The organism is Streptomyces sp. V3I8, assembly GCF_030817535.1.
GTDB lineage: Bacteria > Actinomycetota > Actinomycetes > Streptomycetales > Streptomycetaceae > Streptomyces.
Window position 1 is genome coordinate 4,142,547 of the sequence record NZ_JAUSZL010000002.1, and the last position, 16,839, is coordinate 4,159,385.

Here is a 16,839-nt window from a genome sequence, read left to right on the forward strand (position 1 = left end):
CCCGTCACCATTGCTTTAACTTTAAAACATGAGTAGGGTCCCGACTCGAGGATCTGCTTCAAATCTGAAGCAGATGAGGACCGTGGACCGGAGAGCCGCATGCCCGACCATCCCGCCGCCACCCAGCGCTCACGCGTCCGGGTGCCCCTGCGCTTCCATGACGGTTACGGCGTCGACGCCGAACTGGTCACCTTCCACGGTCTGACCGACGGCCAGGAACACGTGGCGGTGATCCTCGGCGACCCGGCCGGCGCGACGCCCCTGGTGCGCCTGCACTCCGAGTGCCTGACGGGCGACGCCTTCGGCTCGTCCCGCTGCGACTGCGGCCCGCAACTGCGCGAGGCCGTCGAGCAGATCGCCGAGCACGGCGGCGTGCTCCTCTACCTCCGCCAGGAGGGCCGCGGCATAGGCCTCTACAACAAGCTCGACGCGTACGCGCTGCAGGACGGAGGCCTCGACACGTACGCCGCCAACGCGGCCCTGGGCCTGCCCGAGGACGCCCGGGACTACACGGCGGCGGCCCAGATGCTCACAGCCCTCGGCATCGGGGAGCTGGACCTCCTGTCCAACAACCCGGACAAGGCGGAGCAGCTCCGCACCCTCGGCATCGACGTGCGGCGCCGGGTCCCGACGGGCGTGTTCACCACGGCCCACAACGTCCTCTACCTCCGCGCGAAGGTCCTCCAGACCCAGCACACGCTGCCCCTGGCGAAGCTGACGGTGGGCTGAGGGCGTCGCCGGCCCGCCGCAGACGGTGCGGTAGGCGCTCGTGCTGCGCTCACTCACCCCGCGCCGGCGTCTCCCTCATGACGTCCTCGACCGGGACACCGGCAGCCGGGTTCGCCATACGTTCGTCGATGATCCGGTTGATCTCGCGCTCTTCCTACTTCTGGTACCTGCGTAGAACCTCGATCAGCATGACAGCGACCACTCCCCTGCCCGTCCGGTGATCACCGCGGGGGTGTCGTCCCGGTCGTGGGCGGGGACGCCGGGTCGTCCAGCAGGGGGCGGGCGAGGGCGAGCCGAGCCCGTACGGGGAGCGGAGGCGGGGCAGGGCCGGCGCCGGAGGTGCCGGGGCGTGACGTACGGCGGTGACGTGGAGGCAGAGACAGGGGCGATGGCGGGTACGGCGCCGTTTACCCGTACCCGAGGAGAAGAGGAGCCGCATCCATTCGAGGGTGCGACGGATAAGGTCGTACATGTTGACGCTCCTTCAGCAGCGTTGACCATGCCCCGGGAGGTCTGGCCACCTCGCCGGGGCCTTGTCGCGACCTTGCCCGCGAAGGGCACGTACGTCATCGCGATGCCGGAGCCGACCGGCGACGAGCCCGCCGGAGGCGAACCCCGCCAGGCGCGAGCGTGACGAGGGCGGAGCCCCGGGTGTCCGCGGTGTCCGGGCAAGCGGGTGACATGGGCGTTGCCCGTCGGGGCGACGGTCGTTGGGGCAGGCATGATCAAAAAGATTGCCTGTGTCTCCGTCATGGCCGTCGCCCTCCTGACGGCCGCTCCGGCCGCCCAGGCGGCAGCCGCGGCTCCTCCTGCCCCGTCCGCCGGCGCACCCGGCGCCGACCTCCTCAACGGCCTCCTCGGGTCGCTGGAGATCGGAAACCCGGCCAGGTCGCCTTCGACGCTGCTCCCGACGGGCATTCTCGGCGGCTGAGGCGGCACCGCACGACGACGCCCCCTGAGAGGTCTGCACCTCTCAAGGGGCGTTCGTGCTGATCAACACCTAGTTGGATTCCCCAACTCGCGTAGACCCTGTGGGACTCGAACCCACAACCAATGGATTAAAAGTCTGCGGCCCACTCATCGTGTCTCGTATCGCGCCGTTCCGCCGAGAGCCGCGCCGAACCGTCCGGTGCTGGTCAGGGGCGTTTATCGTCTGTTCATCGCGCTCACTTCACACCGTCTCATATCGCCCCGTATCGCGCTGTTGCGTGGCCTTCGGGCCAGCACGGGGCCAGCAGGAAGGGCCCCCGACCCGCAGGTCAGAGGCCCTTTCGCTGAGTGCCGATTCTACGCGGTCGCCTGCCCGTTGTCAGTGCGCGGGCGTACGGTGGCTTCATCATCCGCGCTCGCTGGCTGCGACGCGGCAGGCCCCGCCTCCGGCGCAGCATCCGGCGCAGCATCCGGCGGCGGGGCCTTGCTCTGTCCCCGCCGCGCACGGGGCACGGCCGCCGCCGCCTTCTCCGTCAGTTCGTCCTCGTACTCCTCGAACAGCTCCATGTAGGTGTCGACCGTGAGCACGTAGGTCGAGTGGCGAAGCTTCACCTTCGCGTCGTTCATGTCGCCCCCGCCGGCCTTCACGAGCGCCGCTGCTCCGTGTCGGAGGTCCCGCAAGTTGATGGGCGGAAGGTCGGCCGCTTCCATGATCCGCTTGAACGTCTTGGAGACGACGTCCGGGTGCAGCCACTCACCCGACTCGGTCGTGAACATCTTGCCCGTGTCCGCCCAGTCCGCCGTGCCCTTGCCCTGTTCGCGTTCTGCGGCGGCTCGTGCGTTCCAGGCGTCGCGCTCGGCCCTCTGCTGGGCGCGGTGCTCTTCCAGGACGGCGACCGTGCCGGCGTCCAGCTTCACCGTGGATGCAGAGTCCTGCGTCTTGGGAGTCGTCTCGATCGGCGTCCACCCGTCGACCACGATCTCGGTCGCCACGAGGATCGTCTTCTTGGCCGCGCTGAAGTTTTCCCATGCCTGGCCCACGCCCTCGCCGCGGCGCAGGCCGTGATGGGCGATCAGGTGGAAGAAGGCGTACAGGCGGTCCCCCTCAGCGGCGTCGAGGAACGCGCCGAGCTGAGCCGGGTTCCACACCATCACCGGCGACGGCTTCTCGCCCGTCTGCCGCCAACGGGCCACCCGCTCAGCAGTCCACAGCAGTCCCTTGGGCCGGGCTGCCGGGTCGAGCTCGACGTGTTGCGCCGCGTTGAAGGTGATGAGCTGCTTGGCGATGGCCTTGTTCAACGCCATGCGGAGCGTGCGCCGGATGGCCTGCTTCGTGGCAGGTCCGGTAATCCGGCGGAAGGGTGGCATGGCCGCGAGCTTCTCTCGCTCTGCAGCGAGCTGGGCACGCTCCGCCGCCTTCGGCGCTCCCGGCTTGCCCCTCTTGCAGCGGGCGGCCTGCTCACGACGGGCGGCGTTCTCCGCGCGAGTCACGTCGTTGCGGTCGTCGATGGCGTTGAACATGTCTTCGACGTGGCCGACGCTGAGCCGGTCCAGGCGCAGGTGTTCGAGGGCTGGCTTCAGGTGCACGCGGATATGGCTGTTGTATCCGTGGTTCGTGGTGGTGCGGGTCTTCTTGTTGGCCATGACCTTGTCGAGCCACTCGCCCACGGTCGTCTTCCCGTCGAGCGGGACGCCGACGCCCAACTTGCGCTGCACCTCAGCGGGGTCCGGGATGAGGGCGCGTCGCGTCATGACGTCAGCCAGCAGGTCACCGACCCGACGCTGTTCATCGAGGTCGTCGCCGGGAAGATCGAGGAGCGCCTGTAGCCGGGAGAGGTCGGCCGAGGCGTCCTTCACGCTGCCGTATCCAGTGCGCCGGAAAATTCGGCGCTTCCCTTCCGCGTCGGGCGGCAGCTCCTGGCGCAGGGATAGGGATCCGTGACTCTTCTTGCTGAGCTGGGGGCACTTCTTGCCCAGCAGCTTTCCGTCTGCCCCACGGCACTCGCACCGCTTGGTGATGCCTCCGGCCCGGCGTGCAGACGGCATGCGCTACTCCTTTCGCTCGGGAGGCTTCTCCGCACGTCCGGTATCGAGGTGCGCGAGACCTACGTTCAGCACGTGGTCCGCGGCCTCGTTCAGCCGATCGAGCATCTCCGGTTCCATCTTGCCGGGACGCACCGCAAATGCCAGCCCGTACTCGTTCTCGATGGGCACCAGAAGTTCGTCTTCTGGTACGGCTGAGCTGAAGAAATACCAGACTCGTGGACTGCGCGGTGACTCCATACAGTCATCCCCCATCTCCCGCTCACGCGTTCGATTTCCAGCTTAGACCTGCGCCTCTATGGGGGAGGCGTTCAGAGATGATCGCACCACGCACCCCTTCTGGCTACACCAAGCTCGGGATACTCACTCAGAGTGATGCAGTGGGGAACGGCTGAGCTAGTCGCTTTCACCCTTCTCCGGTGGAACCAGCGTGTCAATCAGGCTGAGTAGTCGTTCCCGCTGGTCAGCCGGGAGGCGATCGAGCTTGTGGACGTAGGCCCTTGCCTCGCTCGACCCGGACCTGAGGGGGTCGACCCCATGGAACTGACTGCCAGCCGCGTCCTGCAGTCGCTGTACGGGCAGTTCGGCGGCCTCCGCGAGGGCCCGCAGCTCGGCGAACACTGGCGGCGTAACCGGCTCCCCAGTCTCCAGCCGGTAGATCCAACCGCGCGTGACCCTCGCGCCGGAGACGGGGTCAACCGCCTTCGAGGCGAACGTGTCCAGGCTCTCCTTCAACTCGGCCCGCCGGTCGCGGATGAGGTCCGCGAAATCCGTCCTGTGCTCAGGGTCACGAGTGCTGTCGTCCTTGGCCGCCATGGGGCTCATCCTGCCACTCCTGATTCGTATGGGGGCGTGGGGGTGTTCAGGGGGTTCACGGGCTATTGAGCCTTACGGGCAGGTCACGTACAGCGTTCAGCGCACGTACTGAACGGATTGTTCAGCACGTTGGACGTTGACGCCAGGTCGCACGGAGTCATTGACCGATTCCTTACACACGCCCGCTCATTCAACACGCTGGACAAACCGTTCAGGCCATGGAATGCTCACACGCACACCGTTCAACGAGATGAATGATCTCTTCAACGAGGTGAACGTGAGCAAGTACAAGCCCGAGCTACCGCCCACCATGTACGCGGTCCTGAACGCGGACCGGCTGAAGATCCTCATGGAACGCACCGGCACTGGTGAGTCCGTCACCGGCCGCGAACTGGCTGCCGCCGCTGGCGTCGCCACCGGGACGATCGGCGCCCTCATGTCTGGCGCGCAAAGGACCGTTTCCGAGGACAAGGCCAAGGCGATCGCTGCGGTCCTCGGCATCGACCTGCTCGTGCTGTTCGTCCCGATGGAACGCGCCGGCCGCGTCTTCATCCCTTCTCAGGCGGCGTCATGACGATCGCCGCCTACAGCCCCGAGCAGGTTCTGGCCCTGCCCGCCCTGCCGTCCGTGCAGCAGGCATTCGCCGCGCTGAACATCGGCAAGACCCTGGGCTACCGATTGATCCGCGAGGACGAGTTCCCCGTCGAGGTCGTGCCGCTCGGTCGTGCCCTGCACGTACGCCGAGCCGACCTTCTCCAGTTCCTCGGCCTCGCCGAGTCCGCGGATGCCGAGGTCCAGTCGGCATCCGCCACCGAAGACGACGACGCCCCCGGGGTCCAGCCGGGAGCGCCGTCCGAGCAGTCCGCACCCACAAGCGCCAGCTAGCAGAGAACGGGGTCCGCTCATGGCTGAGCTTCCCACGGCCGCCGCGCCGTCCACCAAGCCCGAGGTCGCCCGCGCACTGGCCGCCATCGAGGCGAGCACGCTGCTCGCCGAGGCCGACGTCGCCGAGTGCCTCACCGCCATCGGGGACCTGATCAGGATCACCGGAGCGCCGGAGACCATCTTCGACTGGGTGCTGCACGTCCTGGGTCGCGAGTCGCTCCGGCAGTTCGCCGCCCAGCACCACATCACCCTGCACGAGTCGAGGGCCACCGACGAGGAGCAGCTGCCCAGGGCGGCCGTCATCTGGACTGCCGGCGGGGACGGGATGGCCATCATCCCGCAGGGCCAGCGGCCCACCACCGCGCTTCTCCAGCTCCGCGAAGAGGTCGCTCTCCGCGCGGAAGAGCTGCAGCGCGCGGCCGACTTCCAGGCGTCCCTCAGGGACGGCCACGTCGAGACCGTCGGCGCCTGGCACGCCCGCACCTCGACGGCGGGCCGATGACCAGCCCCGCCGTGCGCGCCCGGGACACCCCGGACCGCACGGTCCCCCAGCAGATCGACGGCCTGCTGATCGTCGACACGGACAAGGTCCGCGCTCGCTACGAGTGCTACCGCCCCGACTGCCCCCAGCGCCGCGAAGGACCGGCCTTCGGGCCGGACGCCGTCCTGGAGTTCGTCCGCGCCATCAAGACCGAGCACCTCGCCCGGCACCACTACGGGGAGAAGCCTTGACCGACGCGCAGACCACCGATCTCCGGGCAGCCGCCCGCGACCTGCACGAAGCAGGCCTGTGCGTCCTGCCCATCAAGGCCGACGGCAGCAAGAAGCCCGCCGTGTCCTGGCTCCGGTACAAGGTCACCCGCAGCACCCCCGAAGAGCACGACGACTGGTTCGACGGCGACCGCCCGCGCGGCATCGCCGTGGTCTACGGCGGTGTCTCGGGGAACGTCGAGATGCTGGAGTTCGAGGGCCTCGCCGTTCGTGACGGCGTCCTCGACGAGGTCACCGAGATCATGGAGGGCTCCGGCCTCGGCGAGGTGTGGCAGAGCATCACCACCGGGTGGTCGAGCCAGTCCCCTTCCGGCGGCGTGCACTACCGGGTCCGTGTCGAGGACGGCGTCGCCGGCAACAAGAAGCTGGCCAGTCGTCTCGCCCGTGAGGACGAGTACACCGCGGAAGAACGGCAGCGCGTCGCCGAGAAACCCAACTCGAAGATCGTGCGAGTCCTCATCGAGACGCGCGGTGAGGGCGGCTACGGGCTGGTCGAGCCGTCCGACGGCCCGGTCCACGCCTCCGGGCGTCCGTACGTCCGCCTGGCCGGCGGGCCCGGCAGCATCCCGACCCTCGACGCGGACACGCTCGAAGCGGTGCACGCCGTCTGCCAGATGGTCGACGCGATGCCCCGCGAGGAGAAGGCGAAGACCGCGCCGCGTCCGAAGCGTGAGCTTCCCGAGGGCGGCGTCCGGCCGGGTGACGACTTCGAGGCCCGCACGGATTGGCCGCAGATCATCGGCGACGAGTTCGATCCGATCTTCACGCGCGGTAGCACCACGTACTGGCGCCGCAAGGGGAAGAGCCAGGGGTTTTCGGCGACGACCGGCCACGCTGCGGACCGCGACCGCCTGTACGTCTTCACCACCTCGACGACGTTCGAGTCCGAGACGCCCTACGACAAGTTCGCTGCGTACACCCACCTCACGCAGGGCGGCACCGGCGCGGAGCATTTCAAGCGCGCCGCTGCCGAACTGCGCGGTCGCGGGTACGGCACCGAGTCTCCTCGGCGGCGTCTGTCCTCCGTCCCCGCGCAGCACTTCGCCGACGGCTCATCGGCGCTCGACGCCGAGCACGCCCCCGATACACAGGAGGGGTTCGAGGGCGGGCCGCAGCTGCGCTCCGTCTCTTCCCGCCCCGAGCTGGACATCACCAACGAGGCCGACGGCATCGACGGCGTCCTGCAGCTCATGAAGGACGGCCGTCTGCCCGACCTGTACACCCGGTCCGGCGGCCCCTGCTGGGTCTACCGCGACGACAACGACGACCCGATCGTCCAGCAGCTCGGCGCCGACAACCTCCGCGCCTACCTCGCCGACCACGTGTCCAGCTTCACGCTGAAGCGGAACCCGCTCACCGAGCAGCTGGAGGAAGAGCGGGAGCTGCTCATGCCCAAGAGCTGCTCGACGATCCTGGGTCGGAAGACGTGGCCGCTGCCGATCCTGCGCGGCATCGTCACCTCGCCCGTGGTCCGTCCGGACGGGTCTCTGCTCGACGCCCTCGGCTACGACCGCGCCACGGGCCTGTACCTCGAACCACGCGTGCCGCTGCGCCGCCTCGCTCCGCAGGTGACCCGCGACAGCCTCGACCGGGCGAAGGCCATCGTCCTGGACCAGGTGCTGAAGGACTTCCCGTGGGTCGGCCCGAGCGACCGCGCGCACTTCCTCGGCGCCCTGCTGACCCCGATTCTCCGCCCCTACTTCCACGGCGCGACTCCGATGTTCGTGCTCACCGCGACCGCCGCAGGGTCCGGAAAGAGCCTGCTCAAGGACATCTTTCGATACTGCTACGGCATCGCTGACACGGCCTGGCCCGAGAACGACACCGAGCTGCGCAAGAGCATCACCACCCAGCTGTACGGCACAGGCCAGCCCGTCGTCGTCCTCGACAACCTGCCCAACGGATACGTCATCAAGAGCCCGGTCCTGTCCGCACTGCTGACCTCCGAGGTGTGGGGGGACCGCGTCCTCGGATCCACATCCAAGGTCACGATGCCCAACGACAGGCTGTGGATCGTCACCGGCAACGCGCTGCGCACCGGCGGCGACAACCGGCGCCGCGTCTTCTGGGTCCGCCTGGATCCCGACTGCCCGGATCCCGACCAGCGCGACAACTTCACCGTCGGCGACCTCCGCCCGTGGCTGCGCCAGCACGCCTCAACTCTGGTCGCTGCCCTGGTGACGTTGGTGCGGGCCTGGATCGCCGCGGGGGCGCCCCAAGTCCGCGTCCGTAAAGGCGACTACAGCCACTGGGCCAGCCTCATCGCCGGCCTTCTCCACTTCCTCGGGGTCGAAGGCTGGAATGCCGACCGTGAGGAGGCCCGCGACCAGGACGACGAGCTGCAGGAATGGGCCCTCTTCCTGGAGATGTGGCGCGAGACCTACGGCTCGGAACCCCTGGCCACAGGCGCTCTCATCAAGGGCTTGCCCCTCCACGTACCTCGCAAGGGCGACGACCCGCCGAGCGCGAACCAGCTGGGCATCTGGCTGAAGGCTCGGCAGGGCCGCTACTTCGGCACGCACAAGGTCGTGATGGTCGTCGACAGCCACCGGAAGCAAAACCTGTGGCGCGTCGAGGTCCATGCCGACCGCGGCGCCGGAAGGCACGAATCGTGACCGGCCGTTCTGCGGGGAGTGCGGGGACTCTGCGGGGACCTGTGCGGGGACTCCGACCGGCCTCCGCACCCGGCCCGGCCTGCACGGACGCGGGGACGCGGGGACTTGCGGGGACTTGCACCGCTCCCCTGTATGGCGCACGCGTCCCACATGCATCGCGTATCGCACATTCCGCCGGTCGTCACGGATCAGTTCTGAAGCTCTCCGTCATCAAGGGCTTTCTCAAGTCCCCGCAAGTCCCCGCATCCCCGCAAAACCCCTGATCAGACCGGATGGAGAGGCCCTCCCGACTCCCCGCAGCGACTCCCCGGAGTCCCCGCAGTCCCCGCAAAGACCCAGCAAACGAAACGAGGTGACCATGACCACGACCGCCTTCACACCCCGCCCGTACCAGCTCGACGCCATCGAGGCGCTCCGCAAGGGATGGGCCGCCGGTCAGAACCGCGTGGCCGTCGTTCTCCCGACCGGCGCCGGTAAGACCGTCGTCTTCTCCCACCTGGCTCACCAGATGCTCGAAGGCCTCGGCCACCGCCGCGTCCTCGTCATCGCCCACAGGGAAGAGTTGATCGAGCAGGCCGCTTCCAAGCTGCTCGCCGTGGACCCGATGCTGCGGGTCGGCATCGTCAAGGCTCAGCGCGACGACCACGCCGAAGCGGACGTGATCGTGGCCAGCGTCCAGACCCTGGCGGTAGCCCGGCGCCGCGAGGCGATCAAGGACATCGGCCTGATCATCGTGGACGAGTGCCACCACGCCGCCGCCCGTACCTACATGGAGGTGCTCAAGCACTTCGGTGCCTGGGACGGCGTGCCGGTGGCCGGCTTCACCGCGACGATGACGAGGACCGACGGCGGCCTGGCCGAGGTCTGGCAGGACGTCGTGATGCGGCTCGACATCCTCGACATGATCTCCGACGGATACCTGTGCGACGTCCGTGGGAAGTCGATCACGGTCGACACGTTGGACCTGAACCGAGTGAAGACCCGCGGCGGCGACCTGGTCGATGGCCAGCTCGGCAAGGAACTTGAGGACTCCGGCGCCATCGACGCGATCGCCAAGGCGTATGCCGAGCTGGCGGCGGACCGAGCCGGGGTCGTCTTCACCCCGACCGTGGCGACCGCCCAGTCCGCCGCCGCCGCGCTCACCGCGGTCGGCATCACGGCGGCCCCGGTCTGGGGCGCCATGGGCAAGGACGAGCGCCGCTCGACCCTCGCCCGGTACGCGTCCGGTGACGTGCAGGTGCTCACCAACTGCATGGTGCTCACCGAGGGGTTCGACGCCCCGCACACCAGCTGCATCGTGGTCGCCCGGCCGACCAAGAGCCCCGGCCTGTACGTGCAGATGGTCGGCCGCGGCCTGCGTCCGGCGCCCGGCAAGCGGGACGCGCTGCTGCTCGACGTGATGGGCGCCGCGTCCCGGCACAAGCTCGCCTCGATGGTCGACCTGACCGAGCGCGAGGTGGGCGAGGCGGAGGAGGGCAAGTCGCTCCGGCAGGTCGCCGAGGAGCACGTCGCCAGCGAGAAGCGGCGCGCGCTCGCCGCTCGGGTGACCACCGAGGAGATCAACCTGTTCGGCCAGTCCGCGATCCGGTGGCTGCGGACCGAAGACGGTACGTGGTTCATCCGTCTCACCGGCTCGATGTTCCTGTTCCTGGTCCGGGACCCCGGGACCCGGATGTACCGGATGCGCCGGTACTCGCAGTCGGACGGTGTGCACCCGCCGAAGGACGACATCGCCCGCCCGCTCCCGGAGGCACTGGCCTGGTTGGAGCAGCAGGCCAAGGTGCTCGCTCCCGGGGCGTTCGTCGCACGCGAGGCCTCGTGGCGCCGCGGTGCGGCCAGCGCCAAGCAGGTGGGTCTGTGCCGCCGGCTCGGCATCAAGGTGCCGCGCGGCAGCACGTCGGGCGAGGTCGCCGACCTGATCGACCAGGACCGCGTGGGCCGCGTGCTCGGCCAACTGATCCTTCCCGCCGCTGCATGACGGCCGGGCCTGTTGCTACCAGGCCCGGCCCTCCACCCATCACACCACGGAGGACCACATGACCAAGATCGAACCCAACCCGCACAGCCCGTACGCCGACGCCGCCCCGGACGCGCGCCACATCTTCCCCACCCCGGTCTTCTTCTCGCCCGCGGCCCCCGGCGTCCTCGCCCTGACGGCCTGCGAGGGCATGGCCGTCGTCCCCGAAACCCTCGTCGAGACCGGGCCGGACGCCGGACTGCCCGAGGGGCTGTGCGCGGCCTGCGTGACCGTCATGCAGGGCGGCGCCCCGCCGGAGCGGACATCGTCAGCATGCGGCGAGTGCGGGAGCGCGACCTACCACGACACCCTGTGCGCCCTGTGCCGGCAGGAGAAGCACGAGGCATGGTGGCCGACCCGCGGAGAGGCCCCGGCCGCCGAGGGACCGGCCGCGCCGTGCGGCAAGTGCAAGCAGCCCTTCGACCCGGCCGACCGACGCTTCGCCGGGCGGGCCCGGTACGGCGAGTCCCCGTACTGCCGCGGCTGCGTCGGCCGCTGCCACGACAGCGAGATCGCCGACCACCGGTGCGTCATCTGCGCCTGACCACGCCGGGGCCCGCAGTCGACCTGCGGGCCCCGGGCCCGGCCGCCCACCACGGAGGAACCCATGCACGTCACACCCTGCCGCTGCGGACGGACCCGCCAGCGTGGCCAGTACCTGTGCCGCGGCTGCTGGTACCGCCTGTCCGCCATCACCCGCAAGCGCCTGAGCACTCGCGACAGCAAAGCCTTCCTGCGCCTGCGCGAGCTGAACCGACAGCTCGACGAAGGCAAGCCCCTGCCCGACATGGAGGTCAGCGCATGACCCGAACCGCGTGCATCCTGTGCTGGGCGTACCTGCTCGGCTCCGGACTCACCACCTACTGCGCCGCCGCCAGCGCCGAGAACCACGCCCCCGAATACGCGGCTGGCCTCGGCACGGTCACCGTCCTGCTCGTCACCGCCGCCGTCCGCGAGTACATCGCCGCCGACGAACGACGCGCCGAAGCCGTCCGCGCCGAGCGAGCTGCACGCCTCCACGGCCAGGTCGCCACACGGGGCATGCGCGCCACCCTGGCCAACCTGCACCAGGACGCGTGCTGTGACCTCTGGTGGCCGAGCTGCGGTCTCCAGCACGCCAGCACCTGCAAGACCCAGCGGAGGTCTGTATGACCGGGCCGCGGCGGCACACCGCCAGCACCATCACGGACGACGACCTCGACGCGCTGTACGACAACGCGACCCGCGGGTGGCGCCGCGGCGACGACTGGAAGAAGCGCGCCCTCGCCGCCGAGGCCGCCGTCCAGCGCGCCGACCGGCTCGCCCGCCGGTGGGCCATCTTCCGTACGCACGGCGGCGCCGCCGTCGAACTGCGCGCAGCCCTCGCCGAGCCGAAGGAACAGAGCGACAAGTGACCACGTGCGGACTGTGCGAGCGCCAGCTGGAACACGGCTACCTGTGCCCCGGCTGCGCTCGCGCCCTGGCCGAACGGCTGGAGCAGCTGCCCACCCTGTACGCCGAGGTCGCCGAGTGCCTCGTGCCTCGGCGCTCCGGGTGGGGCGACATCATCGCGACCAAGGGCGCGGCCGGCCCCCGCAGCCCGCTCGACGAGGACGTGCTCGACACCGTGAACGGGGTCCGCGCCGCCGAGGTGATCCACCTGTGGCGCGTGGACGTCCAGCGGGAGCGCTGGCCCGACCACGGGGAGCCGCCGCCGGCCCGGCTCGCCGCAGACTGCCGGTGGCTGGTCATGGAGATGGAGTGGACCACCGAGCACTACCCGGCCGTCGGCGACTTGGCGCGGGAGGTCCGGGAGCTGGAGAAGCAGGCCCGGTCCATCGTCGGCGACCCGGTGCCGAGGCGGCAGCGGATCGGCACGTGCATCGCGGCCACCGACAGCGAGGGCGGCGTGTGCGGGGCGGTCCTGTCCCGTCTTCCTGGCGAGGAACTGCGGTGCCGCTGGTGTGGGACGGCGTACCGGACACAGCAGGAAATCCTTTTGCTGCACCACTTCCAGCCGGAGCAGTCGGCATGACCCACTTGCCCGTGACACTAGTGTCACGCTAAGGTGGTGGACGTGCCAACACCTGATTGGCGCGAACGAGTTGTGGCCGAGGACCGAGAGCAAGAGCGGCTGCTGAACCTGATCTCAGGCAGTGCCCGGAGGCGAGCGGCAGCGCTCGAAGACGGAGTGCGCGAGCTGGGAACCAGAGAGGCAGTCGCCGAGGACCTCGGCATCGACTCCAGCGCAGTAAGAAGATCCATCCTCCGGTACGGCACGGGCACCCTACGCCCAGGCCGGACCCCGAAGACAACCGAATAGGCCCGGAAAGCGGGCAACCCCGGCAAGCCGACCCTACCGGCCGCCGGGGCACCACTTGATCACGAGAGAGATGGAAGCTCCTCATGACCCAGCCGAACCCTAGCGCGCCCCCGCCGGCACAGATCACCCCCGTCGCCGACGACGCCAACGCGACCGCCGTGCAGCTCATCGAGCGCGCCAATGCCGACTACACCGACGCCGAAGCCCGCCGCCAGCGGGGCGGTGGCCACTGATGGGTAACCAGCCGCTCCCCGAGCCCGTCCGCGACTTGCTCAACGCGGTCCTCGAAGCAATCGACCTCCCGTATCCGGCGACCACCGGCGGCGCCGAGGCGCACGACCTGCTCCTCAGCAAGCGGGCCGCGCACGTCCGGATCGCCCTGCGGTCCGTCCTCGGCAAGGACGGGCCCTCACTTGGTCTGGCCTGGGACGCCGCATACCTGCGCGAGCGACTCGCCGCGCATCCCGTCACCGGATACGTCACCACCGAGCAGGCCCACGTTGCGCTAGACGAGGGCAAGACCTGGTCCGAGGCCGTCACCCTGCCCGACGCAGCCACGGCAGGTGAGGACCAGTGAGCCGCACCCGCCGCACCGCCGCCTGGCTGGCCCGCCCCTTCCGCCCCGCCCCCGCCCCCGCCGTCGGCCGCCGCGCCGCCGCCCCGCTGTGGGTCCGCGGCCTCACCGCCGGCGGACGCCCCGTCGTCCTCGGCGTCGCCCTCCTCATGTGCGCCCCCGGCGAATACCACCTCGCCGAGACCGCCGGATGGAACGACCCCTTCACCTACGGCATGCCGGTCGTCCTGTCCGCCTACGCGGGCATCGCCGCCGCCGTCGCCTCCACCCGCCGGCCCGGCGACCGCGGACGCTGGTCCGCCATCATCGGCGCCTGCCTCGCCCTCGGTCTCGCCATGGCCGCGCAGGTCGTCTCCCACCTGATCACCACCGGGCACGTGGTCGCCGATCAGCCGCTGCTGATCGCGGTCACCAGCCTCGTGCCGCCCGCCGTGGTCGGCCACCTCCTGCACCTGGCCGCCTCACCGCCGGACGGCCAGGACGCACCCGAGGACGCCCCGGACGCCGAGGACGCGCAACCGTCCTCGACCGTCCCGGCCGTCCTGCCGCGCCCGGCCGTCGTCCCGCCCGGGGTCCGGCTACTGCCGATGACGGCCCGCCCGGTACCCGTCGTGACCCTCGAACGCGAGGAGCGACAGGACGCCGACAGGACGCGCGAACTCCCGCCCGGGACGGGCCAGGACGACGAGGACGCCGACGACGGACCGCCGCCCGCCCCGCCCCTCATGACGTCCGCCCAGGTCGCCGATCACTACGGCATCAAGCCGTCCACCGTCCGCAACTGGGTAGCCCTGGACCGCATCCCCGTCCATTCCAAGGACGCGGCCGGACGCAACCTCTTCCACCGCGACGAGCTGCCCAAGTTTCAGGTGGGGGTGCCCGCATGATGCGCATCCTCTTCGGCCTCATCCTCGCGCTGCTGGTCGCGGTCCCGCCGCTGTTCGACATCGCCTTGGCCGCCACCACGCTGGCCGCCTCGCAGCCCCCCGTCCTCGCCTTCGCCGCAGGCGTCCTGGCCTGGCCGCGCATCACCCGCACCGTCCGGAGGTGGACGCGATGAGCGACGCCCTCGACAAGGCCGAGGACGCGGCACGGGAGGCCGCCGCAGACACCGACGTCCTGCGCATCGTGGCCGCCGTCCTCGCCACCCAGCAGGCCGTACAGCAGCAGACTCCCGCGCCCCCGGCTCCGTGCCAGCACGACCACGGCCGCCGCTCCGGGCGCAGTGCGGGCGAGTGGATCGGCCTGTCCTGCGCCGTCTGCATCGGCGGGGTCGGCATCGCCTTCGCGTCCATCGCGATCGCCATCGGCGGCATGTCCGTCGCGATCCTCGCCATCGTCCTGCGCTCCATGTGGCGAGACATCAAGAAAGGCCGCTGACCTGTGGAAACCGCCACCGTCGAAATCATCTCCTTCGGCTACCTGCACGACGACCCGCCCACCGCGCACCTGACGGTCGACCTGCGGCACCACTTCCGAGACCCGCACGTCTCCCCGGAACTGCGATACATGACCGCCGACGACGAACCGGTACGGGCCGCTGTCCTGGCCACGCCCGGAATCCGGCAACTGCTGGACGCCGTCGCCCTCTCGGTCGCCGCGTTCGCAGCCGGACCGTCCGCCGGCATCGTCACCGTCGCCTCGGGATGCGCGGGCGGCCGGCACCGGGCGCCCACGTTCGCCCGCGAACTCGCTGCCCGATTTATCGAAGCCGGTCACAGCGTCACCATCCGGCACCGCGACCTCGGCAAGCCCGTCGTGCAGCGCTGACCTGCCCTTCCGTCCCCTGCGGGCTCGGTCCGTGGGGGTGCGGTGGGGCCGGACAGCCCGGCCCACGACCAGGAGGAACCCGTCATGGACAACCAGGAAAAGATGGAACGCCTGCAGGGCCAGATCAGCGCCCTGCGCCAGGACCAGTTGGCCGCAGGATCCGCCGGGCCCGAGTACATCGCCTCCCGCGGCGAGGCCATCGACGAGGCCCTCGACGAGTTGGCCTACACCATCGACGACGAGCGGGCCCTCCGCGCCCTCGACCAGCATCTCCCGCGCTGACCCCACCCGAGAGGAGCCCGTCATGCCGAAGGCCGACAACCCGCCGCGGAACGAGTGTCGTCAGTGCTGGCGTCACGCCTACGACCGGTCGATTCACCGGCGGCAGCGCGGATCCCGTGAGGGCTGCAAGGAGTGCATCGACCACATGAACAACGGCCACCCCGACCACCTGATCGTCCAGTAGGAGGAACCCGCCATGGAACAGATCGACCCCGAGACCGGCAGCGACCCGACGACGCAGCAGCAGTACGTCGGCCTCGCCTGGGACGCCGCCAGCCGGGCCGCCCAGCTCGCCGAGCACGCGGAGCGAGCGGCCCGCAACCCCGACAAGCAGGCGAAGGCCGCCGCGCTCGCCGCGGCCGGCGCCCTGTGGGCCGACGTCTCCCGCAGCTACAGCGCCATCGTCGCCGTCCTGCCTGACGGCACCCCGGAGGCCTGACCCATGGCGAAGGACAGCGACGTGCAGTTCAGCGACTTCACCGCCGGTGAGAAGGTCCGCATGGCCGGCCTGGTCGCCCTCATGGCCAAGCGCGGCCTCGCCGACGACGGCACAGGACGCGTCCTCGACGACGTCAAGAAGCGCATGGCCCGCATCGAGAAGCAGGCCGCCCGCCGCAAGAACAGCAAGTAGCAGTGACCGAGGAGACCCAGATGACCGAGACCTTCGAGACCATCCGCTACACCGCCGACGTCGTCGTCACCACGACCGACGGCCACGTCCTGCTGATCGAACGCGGCTGGGACCCGTTCGCGGGCCGGTGGGCGCTGCCCGGCGGGCATGTCGACCCCGGTGAGACCAGTCGCGCCGCTGCGGCCCGTGAGCTCGCCGAAGAGGCTGGCGTGTACGCGGCGCCGGAAGAGCTGGACCAGATCGGCACGTTCGACCGGCCCGACCGCGACCCGCGCGGCAGGTACGTCACCGTCGCCTACCACCTGACCGTCCTCCCCGGAACGACCGTCGAAGCCGGAGACGACGCGACCCGTGCCCAGTGGTGGCCCCTGAGTGGCCTGCCGCCGCTCGCGTTTGACCACGCCGACATCATCGCCGCCCTCGCGGACACCGCGACCGGCGAGTAGATCCGCCGCGGGGACGGCGTCCTACCGC

General features: G+C 70.1%; 27 protein-coding genes and 1 pseudogene. 24 read left to right on the forward strand and 4 right to left on the reverse strand.

Features of this window, described 5'->3' with window-relative positions:
- Positions 1-99: 99 nt before the first annotated feature.
- The gene (gene ribA, locus QFZ75_RS18205) at positions 100-729 is read left to right on the forward strand and encodes a GTP cyclohydrolase II (protein ID WP_307538232.1); all 630 of its coding nucleotides are present in this window, start codon (positions 100-102) and stop codon (positions 727-729) included.
- 49 nt (positions 730-778) lie between these two features.
- Here ribA and QFZ75_RS18210 read toward each other — a convergent pair.
- A pseudogene (locus QFZ75_RS18210) lies at positions 779-954 on the reverse strand (type II toxin-antitoxin system prevent-host-death family antitoxin).
- 496 nt (positions 955-1,450) lie between these two features.
- On the opposite strand from QFZ75_RS18210, the gene QFZ75_RS18215 reads away from it, so the two are divergent.
- The gene (locus QFZ75_RS18215) at positions 1,451-1,660 is read left to right on the forward strand and encodes a hypothetical protein (protein ID WP_307538234.1); all 210 of its coding nucleotides are present in this window, start codon (positions 1,451-1,453) and stop codon (positions 1,658-1,660) included.
- A 356-nt stretch (positions 1,661-2,016) separates the two neighbouring features.
- Here QFZ75_RS18215 and QFZ75_RS18220 read toward each other — a convergent pair whose 3' ends face one another.
- The 3 genes from QFZ75_RS18220 to QFZ75_RS18230 all read right to left on the reverse strand — a co-directional run bounded on the left by QFZ75_RS18220 (position 2,017) and on the right by QFZ75_RS18230 (position 4,518).
- Positions 2,017-3,705: a tyrosine-type recombinase/integrase gene (locus tag QFZ75_RS18220; RefSeq protein ID WP_307538235.1), complete on the reverse strand. Its 1,689-nt coding sequence runs from the start codon at positions 3,703-3,705 to the stop codon at positions 2,017-2,019.
- 3 nt (positions 3,706-3,708) lie between these two features.
- Complete coding sequence (locus tag QFZ75_RS18225; protein ID WP_307538236.1) at positions 3,709-3,873, reverse strand: hypothetical protein; 165 nt, start codon at positions 3,871-3,873, stop codon at positions 3,709-3,711.
- Between the two features lie 225 nt (positions 3,874-4,098).
- Positions 4,099-4,518, reverse strand: coding sequence for a hypothetical protein (locus QFZ75_RS18230; protein WP_307538238.1), 420 nt, complete (start codon positions 4,516-4,518; stop codon positions 4,099-4,101).
- A gap of 250 nt (positions 4,519-4,768) precedes the next feature.
- Between QFZ75_RS18230 and QFZ75_RS18235 the strand changes: the two genes are divergently transcribed.
- The 22 genes from QFZ75_RS18235 (at position 4,769) to QFZ75_RS18340 (ending at position 16,811) form a co-directional block, all read left to right on the forward strand.
- A complete protein-coding gene (locus tag QFZ75_RS18235; protein WP_307538239.1) occupies positions 4,769-5,092 on the forward strand; it encodes a helix-turn-helix domain-containing protein in 324 nt (107 codons plus the stop codon).
- Complete coding sequence (locus tag QFZ75_RS18240; RefSeq protein ID WP_307538240.1) at positions 5,089-5,403, forward strand: hypothetical protein; 315 nt, start codon at positions 5,089-5,091, stop codon at positions 5,401-5,403. The genes QFZ75_RS18235 and QFZ75_RS18240 overlap by 4 nt, the downstream gene beginning before the upstream one ends.
- A gap of 19 nt (positions 5,404-5,422) precedes the next feature.
- Positions 5,423-5,905: a hypothetical protein gene (locus QFZ75_RS18245; protein ID WP_307538243.1), complete on the forward strand. Its 483-nt coding sequence runs from the start codon at positions 5,423-5,425 to the stop codon at positions 5,903-5,905.
- Positions 5,902-6,135: a hypothetical protein gene (locus QFZ75_RS18250; protein ID WP_307538245.1), complete on the forward strand. Its 234-nt coding sequence runs from the start codon at positions 5,902-5,904 to the stop codon at positions 6,133-6,135. Before QFZ75_RS18245 ends, QFZ75_RS18250 begins: the two co-directional genes overlap by 4 nt.
- Positions 6,132-8,789, forward strand: a complete 2,658-nt coding sequence (locus tag QFZ75_RS18255) for a bifunctional DNA primase/polymerase (RefSeq protein ID WP_307538247.1) — start codon at positions 6,132-6,134, stop codon at positions 8,787-8,789. Before QFZ75_RS18250 ends, QFZ75_RS18255 begins: the two co-directional genes overlap by 4 nt.
- A gap of 358 nt (positions 8,790-9,147) precedes the next feature.
- Complete coding sequence (locus QFZ75_RS18260; RefSeq protein WP_307538249.1) at positions 9,148-10,767, forward strand: DEAD/DEAH box helicase; 1,620 nt, start codon at positions 9,148-9,150, stop codon at positions 10,765-10,767.
- Between the two features lie 58 nt (positions 10,768-10,825).
- Positions 10,826-11,350 (forward strand): hypothetical protein, encoded by a 525-nt coding sequence (locus QFZ75_RS18265; RefSeq protein WP_307538251.1) that lies wholly within the window; start codon positions 10,826-10,828, stop codon positions 11,348-11,350.
- Positions 11,351-11,413: 63 nt separating this feature from the next.
- Entirely contained in the window at positions 11,414-11,611 is a 198-nt protein-coding gene (locus QFZ75_RS18270) for a hypothetical protein (RefSeq protein WP_307538254.1), read from the forward strand.
- A complete protein-coding gene (locus QFZ75_RS18275) occupies positions 11,608-11,958 on the forward strand; it encodes a hypothetical protein (protein ID WP_307538255.1) in 351 nt (116 codons plus the stop codon). Before QFZ75_RS18270 ends, QFZ75_RS18275 begins: the two co-directional genes overlap by 4 nt.
- Positions 11,955-12,200 carry a hypothetical protein gene (locus tag QFZ75_RS18280; protein WP_307538256.1) on the forward strand — a complete coding sequence of 82 codons (246 nt, stop codon included), beginning with the start codon at positions 11,955-11,957 and terminating at the stop codon, positions 12,198-12,200. The genes QFZ75_RS18275 and QFZ75_RS18280 overlap by 4 nt, the downstream gene beginning before the upstream one ends.
- Positions 12,197-12,820 carry a hypothetical protein gene (locus QFZ75_RS18285; RefSeq protein ID WP_307538258.1) on the forward strand — a complete coding sequence of 208 codons (624 nt, stop codon included), beginning with the start codon at positions 12,197-12,199 and terminating at the stop codon, positions 12,818-12,820. The genes QFZ75_RS18280 and QFZ75_RS18285 overlap by 4 nt, the downstream gene beginning before the upstream one ends.
- Positions 12,821-13,191: 371 nt before the next feature.
- Positions 13,192-13,341 carry a hypothetical protein gene (locus QFZ75_RS18290; protein WP_307538260.1) on the forward strand — a complete coding sequence of 50 codons (150 nt, stop codon included), beginning with the start codon at positions 13,192-13,194 and terminating at the stop codon, positions 13,339-13,341.
- On the forward strand, positions 13,341-13,685 hold the full coding sequence (locus QFZ75_RS18295; RefSeq protein WP_307538261.1) for a hypothetical protein: 345 nt from the start codon (positions 13,341-13,343) through the stop codon (positions 13,683-13,685). The genes QFZ75_RS18290 and QFZ75_RS18295 overlap by 1 nt, the downstream gene beginning before the upstream one ends.
- Positions 13,682-14,569: a helix-turn-helix domain-containing protein gene (locus QFZ75_RS18300; RefSeq protein ID WP_307538263.1), complete on the forward strand. Its 888-nt coding sequence runs from the start codon at positions 13,682-13,684 to the stop codon at positions 14,567-14,569. The genes QFZ75_RS18295 and QFZ75_RS18300 overlap by 4 nt, the downstream gene beginning before the upstream one ends.
- The gene (locus QFZ75_RS18305) at positions 14,566-14,742 is read left to right on the forward strand and encodes a hypothetical protein (protein ID WP_307538265.1); all 177 of its coding nucleotides are present in this window, start codon (positions 14,566-14,568) and stop codon (positions 14,740-14,742) included. The genes QFZ75_RS18300 and QFZ75_RS18305 overlap by 4 nt, the downstream gene beginning before the upstream one ends.
- A complete protein-coding gene (locus QFZ75_RS18310) occupies positions 14,739-15,062 on the forward strand; it encodes a hypothetical protein (protein ID WP_307538267.1) in 324 nt (107 codons plus the stop codon). The genes QFZ75_RS18305 and QFZ75_RS18310 overlap by 4 nt, the downstream gene beginning before the upstream one ends.
- 3 nt (positions 15,063-15,065) lie before the next feature.
- Positions 15,066-15,452, forward strand: coding sequence for an RNase adapter RapZ (locus QFZ75_RS18315; RefSeq protein ID WP_307538269.1), 387 nt, complete (start codon positions 15,066-15,068; stop codon positions 15,450-15,452).
- 84 nt (positions 15,453-15,536) lie between these two features.
- Positions 15,537-15,734, forward strand: coding sequence for a hypothetical protein (locus QFZ75_RS18320; protein ID WP_307538271.1), 198 nt, complete (start codon positions 15,537-15,539; stop codon positions 15,732-15,734).
- A gap of 22 nt (positions 15,735-15,756) precedes the next feature.
- Complete coding sequence (locus QFZ75_RS18325) at positions 15,757-15,918, forward strand: pRL2-8 (RefSeq protein ID WP_307538273.1); 162 nt, start codon at positions 15,757-15,759, stop codon at positions 15,916-15,918.
- A gap of 12 nt (positions 15,919-15,930) precedes the next feature.
- Entirely contained in the window at positions 15,931-16,173 is a 243-nt protein-coding gene (locus QFZ75_RS18330) for a hypothetical protein (RefSeq protein ID WP_307538275.1), read from the forward strand.
- A gap of 3 nt (positions 16,174-16,176) precedes the next feature.
- Positions 16,177-16,365, forward strand: a complete 189-nt coding sequence (locus QFZ75_RS18335) for a DUF6257 family protein (protein WP_307538277.1) — start codon at positions 16,177-16,179, stop codon at positions 16,363-16,365.
- 20 nt (positions 16,366-16,385) lie between these two features.
- Entirely contained in the window at positions 16,386-16,811 is a 426-nt protein-coding gene (locus QFZ75_RS18340; protein ID WP_307538279.1) for an NUDIX hydrolase, read from the forward strand.
- Positions 16,812-16,839 lie beyond the last annotated feature (28 nt).

Excerpts from the sequence above, each read along its gene's own strand:
- ribA (WP_307538232.1), top strand. The coding sequence starts at position 100 with ATGCCCGACCATCCCGCCGCCACCCAGCGCTCACGCGTCCGGGTGCCC.
- QFZ75_RS18215 (WP_307538234.1), top strand. The coding sequence starts at position 1,451 with ATGATCAAAAAGATTGCCTGTGTCTCCGTCATGGCCGTCGCCCTCCTG.
- QFZ75_RS18220 (WP_307538235.1), bottom strand. The coding sequence starts at position 3,705 with ATGCCGTCTGCACGCCGGGCCGGAGGCATCACCAAGCGGTGCGAGTGC.
- QFZ75_RS18230 (WP_307538238.1), bottom strand. The coding sequence starts at position 4,518 with ATGGCGGCCAAGGACGACAGCACTCGTGACCCTGAGCACAGGACGGAT.
- QFZ75_RS18235 (WP_307538239.1), top strand. The coding sequence starts at position 4,769 with ATGAATGATCTCTTCAACGAGGTGAACGTGAGCAAGTACAAGCCCGAG.
- QFZ75_RS18240 (WP_307538240.1), top strand. The coding sequence starts at position 5,089 with ATGACGATCGCCGCCTACAGCCCCGAGCAGGTTCTGGCCCTGCCCGCC.
- QFZ75_RS18245 (WP_307538243.1), top strand. The coding sequence starts at position 5,423 with ATGGCTGAGCTTCCCACGGCCGCCGCGCCGTCCACCAAGCCCGAGGTC.
- QFZ75_RS18250 (WP_307538245.1), top strand. The coding sequence starts at position 5,902 with ATGACCAGCCCCGCCGTGCGCGCCCGGGACACCCCGGACCGCACGGTC.
- QFZ75_RS18260 (WP_307538249.1), top strand. The coding sequence starts at position 9,148 with ATGACCACGACCGCCTTCACACCCCGCCCGTACCAGCTCGACGCCATC.
- QFZ75_RS18265 (WP_307538251.1), top strand. The coding sequence starts at position 10,826 with ATGACCAAGATCGAACCCAACCCGCACAGCCCGTACGCCGACGCCGCC.
- QFZ75_RS18270 (WP_307538254.1), top strand. The coding sequence starts at position 11,414 with ATGCACGTCACACCCTGCCGCTGCGGACGGACCCGCCAGCGTGGCCAG.
- QFZ75_RS18275 (WP_307538255.1), top strand. The coding sequence starts at position 11,608 with ATGACCCGAACCGCGTGCATCCTGTGCTGGGCGTACCTGCTCGGCTCC.
- QFZ75_RS18280 (WP_307538256.1), top strand. The coding sequence starts at position 11,955 with ATGACCGGGCCGCGGCGGCACACCGCCAGCACCATCACGGACGACGAC.
- QFZ75_RS18290 (WP_307538260.1), top strand. The coding sequence starts at position 13,192 with ATGACCCAGCCGAACCCTAGCGCGCCCCCGCCGGCACAGATCACCCCC.
- QFZ75_RS18295 (WP_307538261.1), top strand. The coding sequence starts at position 13,341 with ATGGGTAACCAGCCGCTCCCCGAGCCCGTCCGCGACTTGCTCAACGCG.
- QFZ75_RS18305 (WP_307538265.1), top strand. The coding sequence starts at position 14,566 with ATGATGCGCATCCTCTTCGGCCTCATCCTCGCGCTGCTGGTCGCGGTC.
- QFZ75_RS18310 (WP_307538267.1), top strand. The coding sequence starts at position 14,739 with ATGAGCGACGCCCTCGACAAGGCCGAGGACGCGGCACGGGAGGCCGCC.
- QFZ75_RS18320 (WP_307538271.1), top strand. The coding sequence starts at position 15,537 with ATGGACAACCAGGAAAAGATGGAACGCCTGCAGGGCCAGATCAGCGCC.
- QFZ75_RS18325 (WP_307538273.1), top strand. The coding sequence starts at position 15,757 with ATGCCGAAGGCCGACAACCCGCCGCGGAACGAGTGTCGTCAGTGCTGG.
- QFZ75_RS18330 (WP_307538275.1), top strand. The coding sequence starts at position 15,931 with ATGGAACAGATCGACCCCGAGACCGGCAGCGACCCGACGACGCAGCAG.
- QFZ75_RS18335 (WP_307538277.1), top strand. The coding sequence starts at position 16,177 with ATGGCGAAGGACAGCGACGTGCAGTTCAGCGACTTCACCGCCGGTGAG.
- QFZ75_RS18340 (WP_307538279.1), top strand. The coding sequence starts at position 16,386 with ATGACCGAGACCTTCGAGACCATCCGCTACACCGCCGACGTCGTCGTC.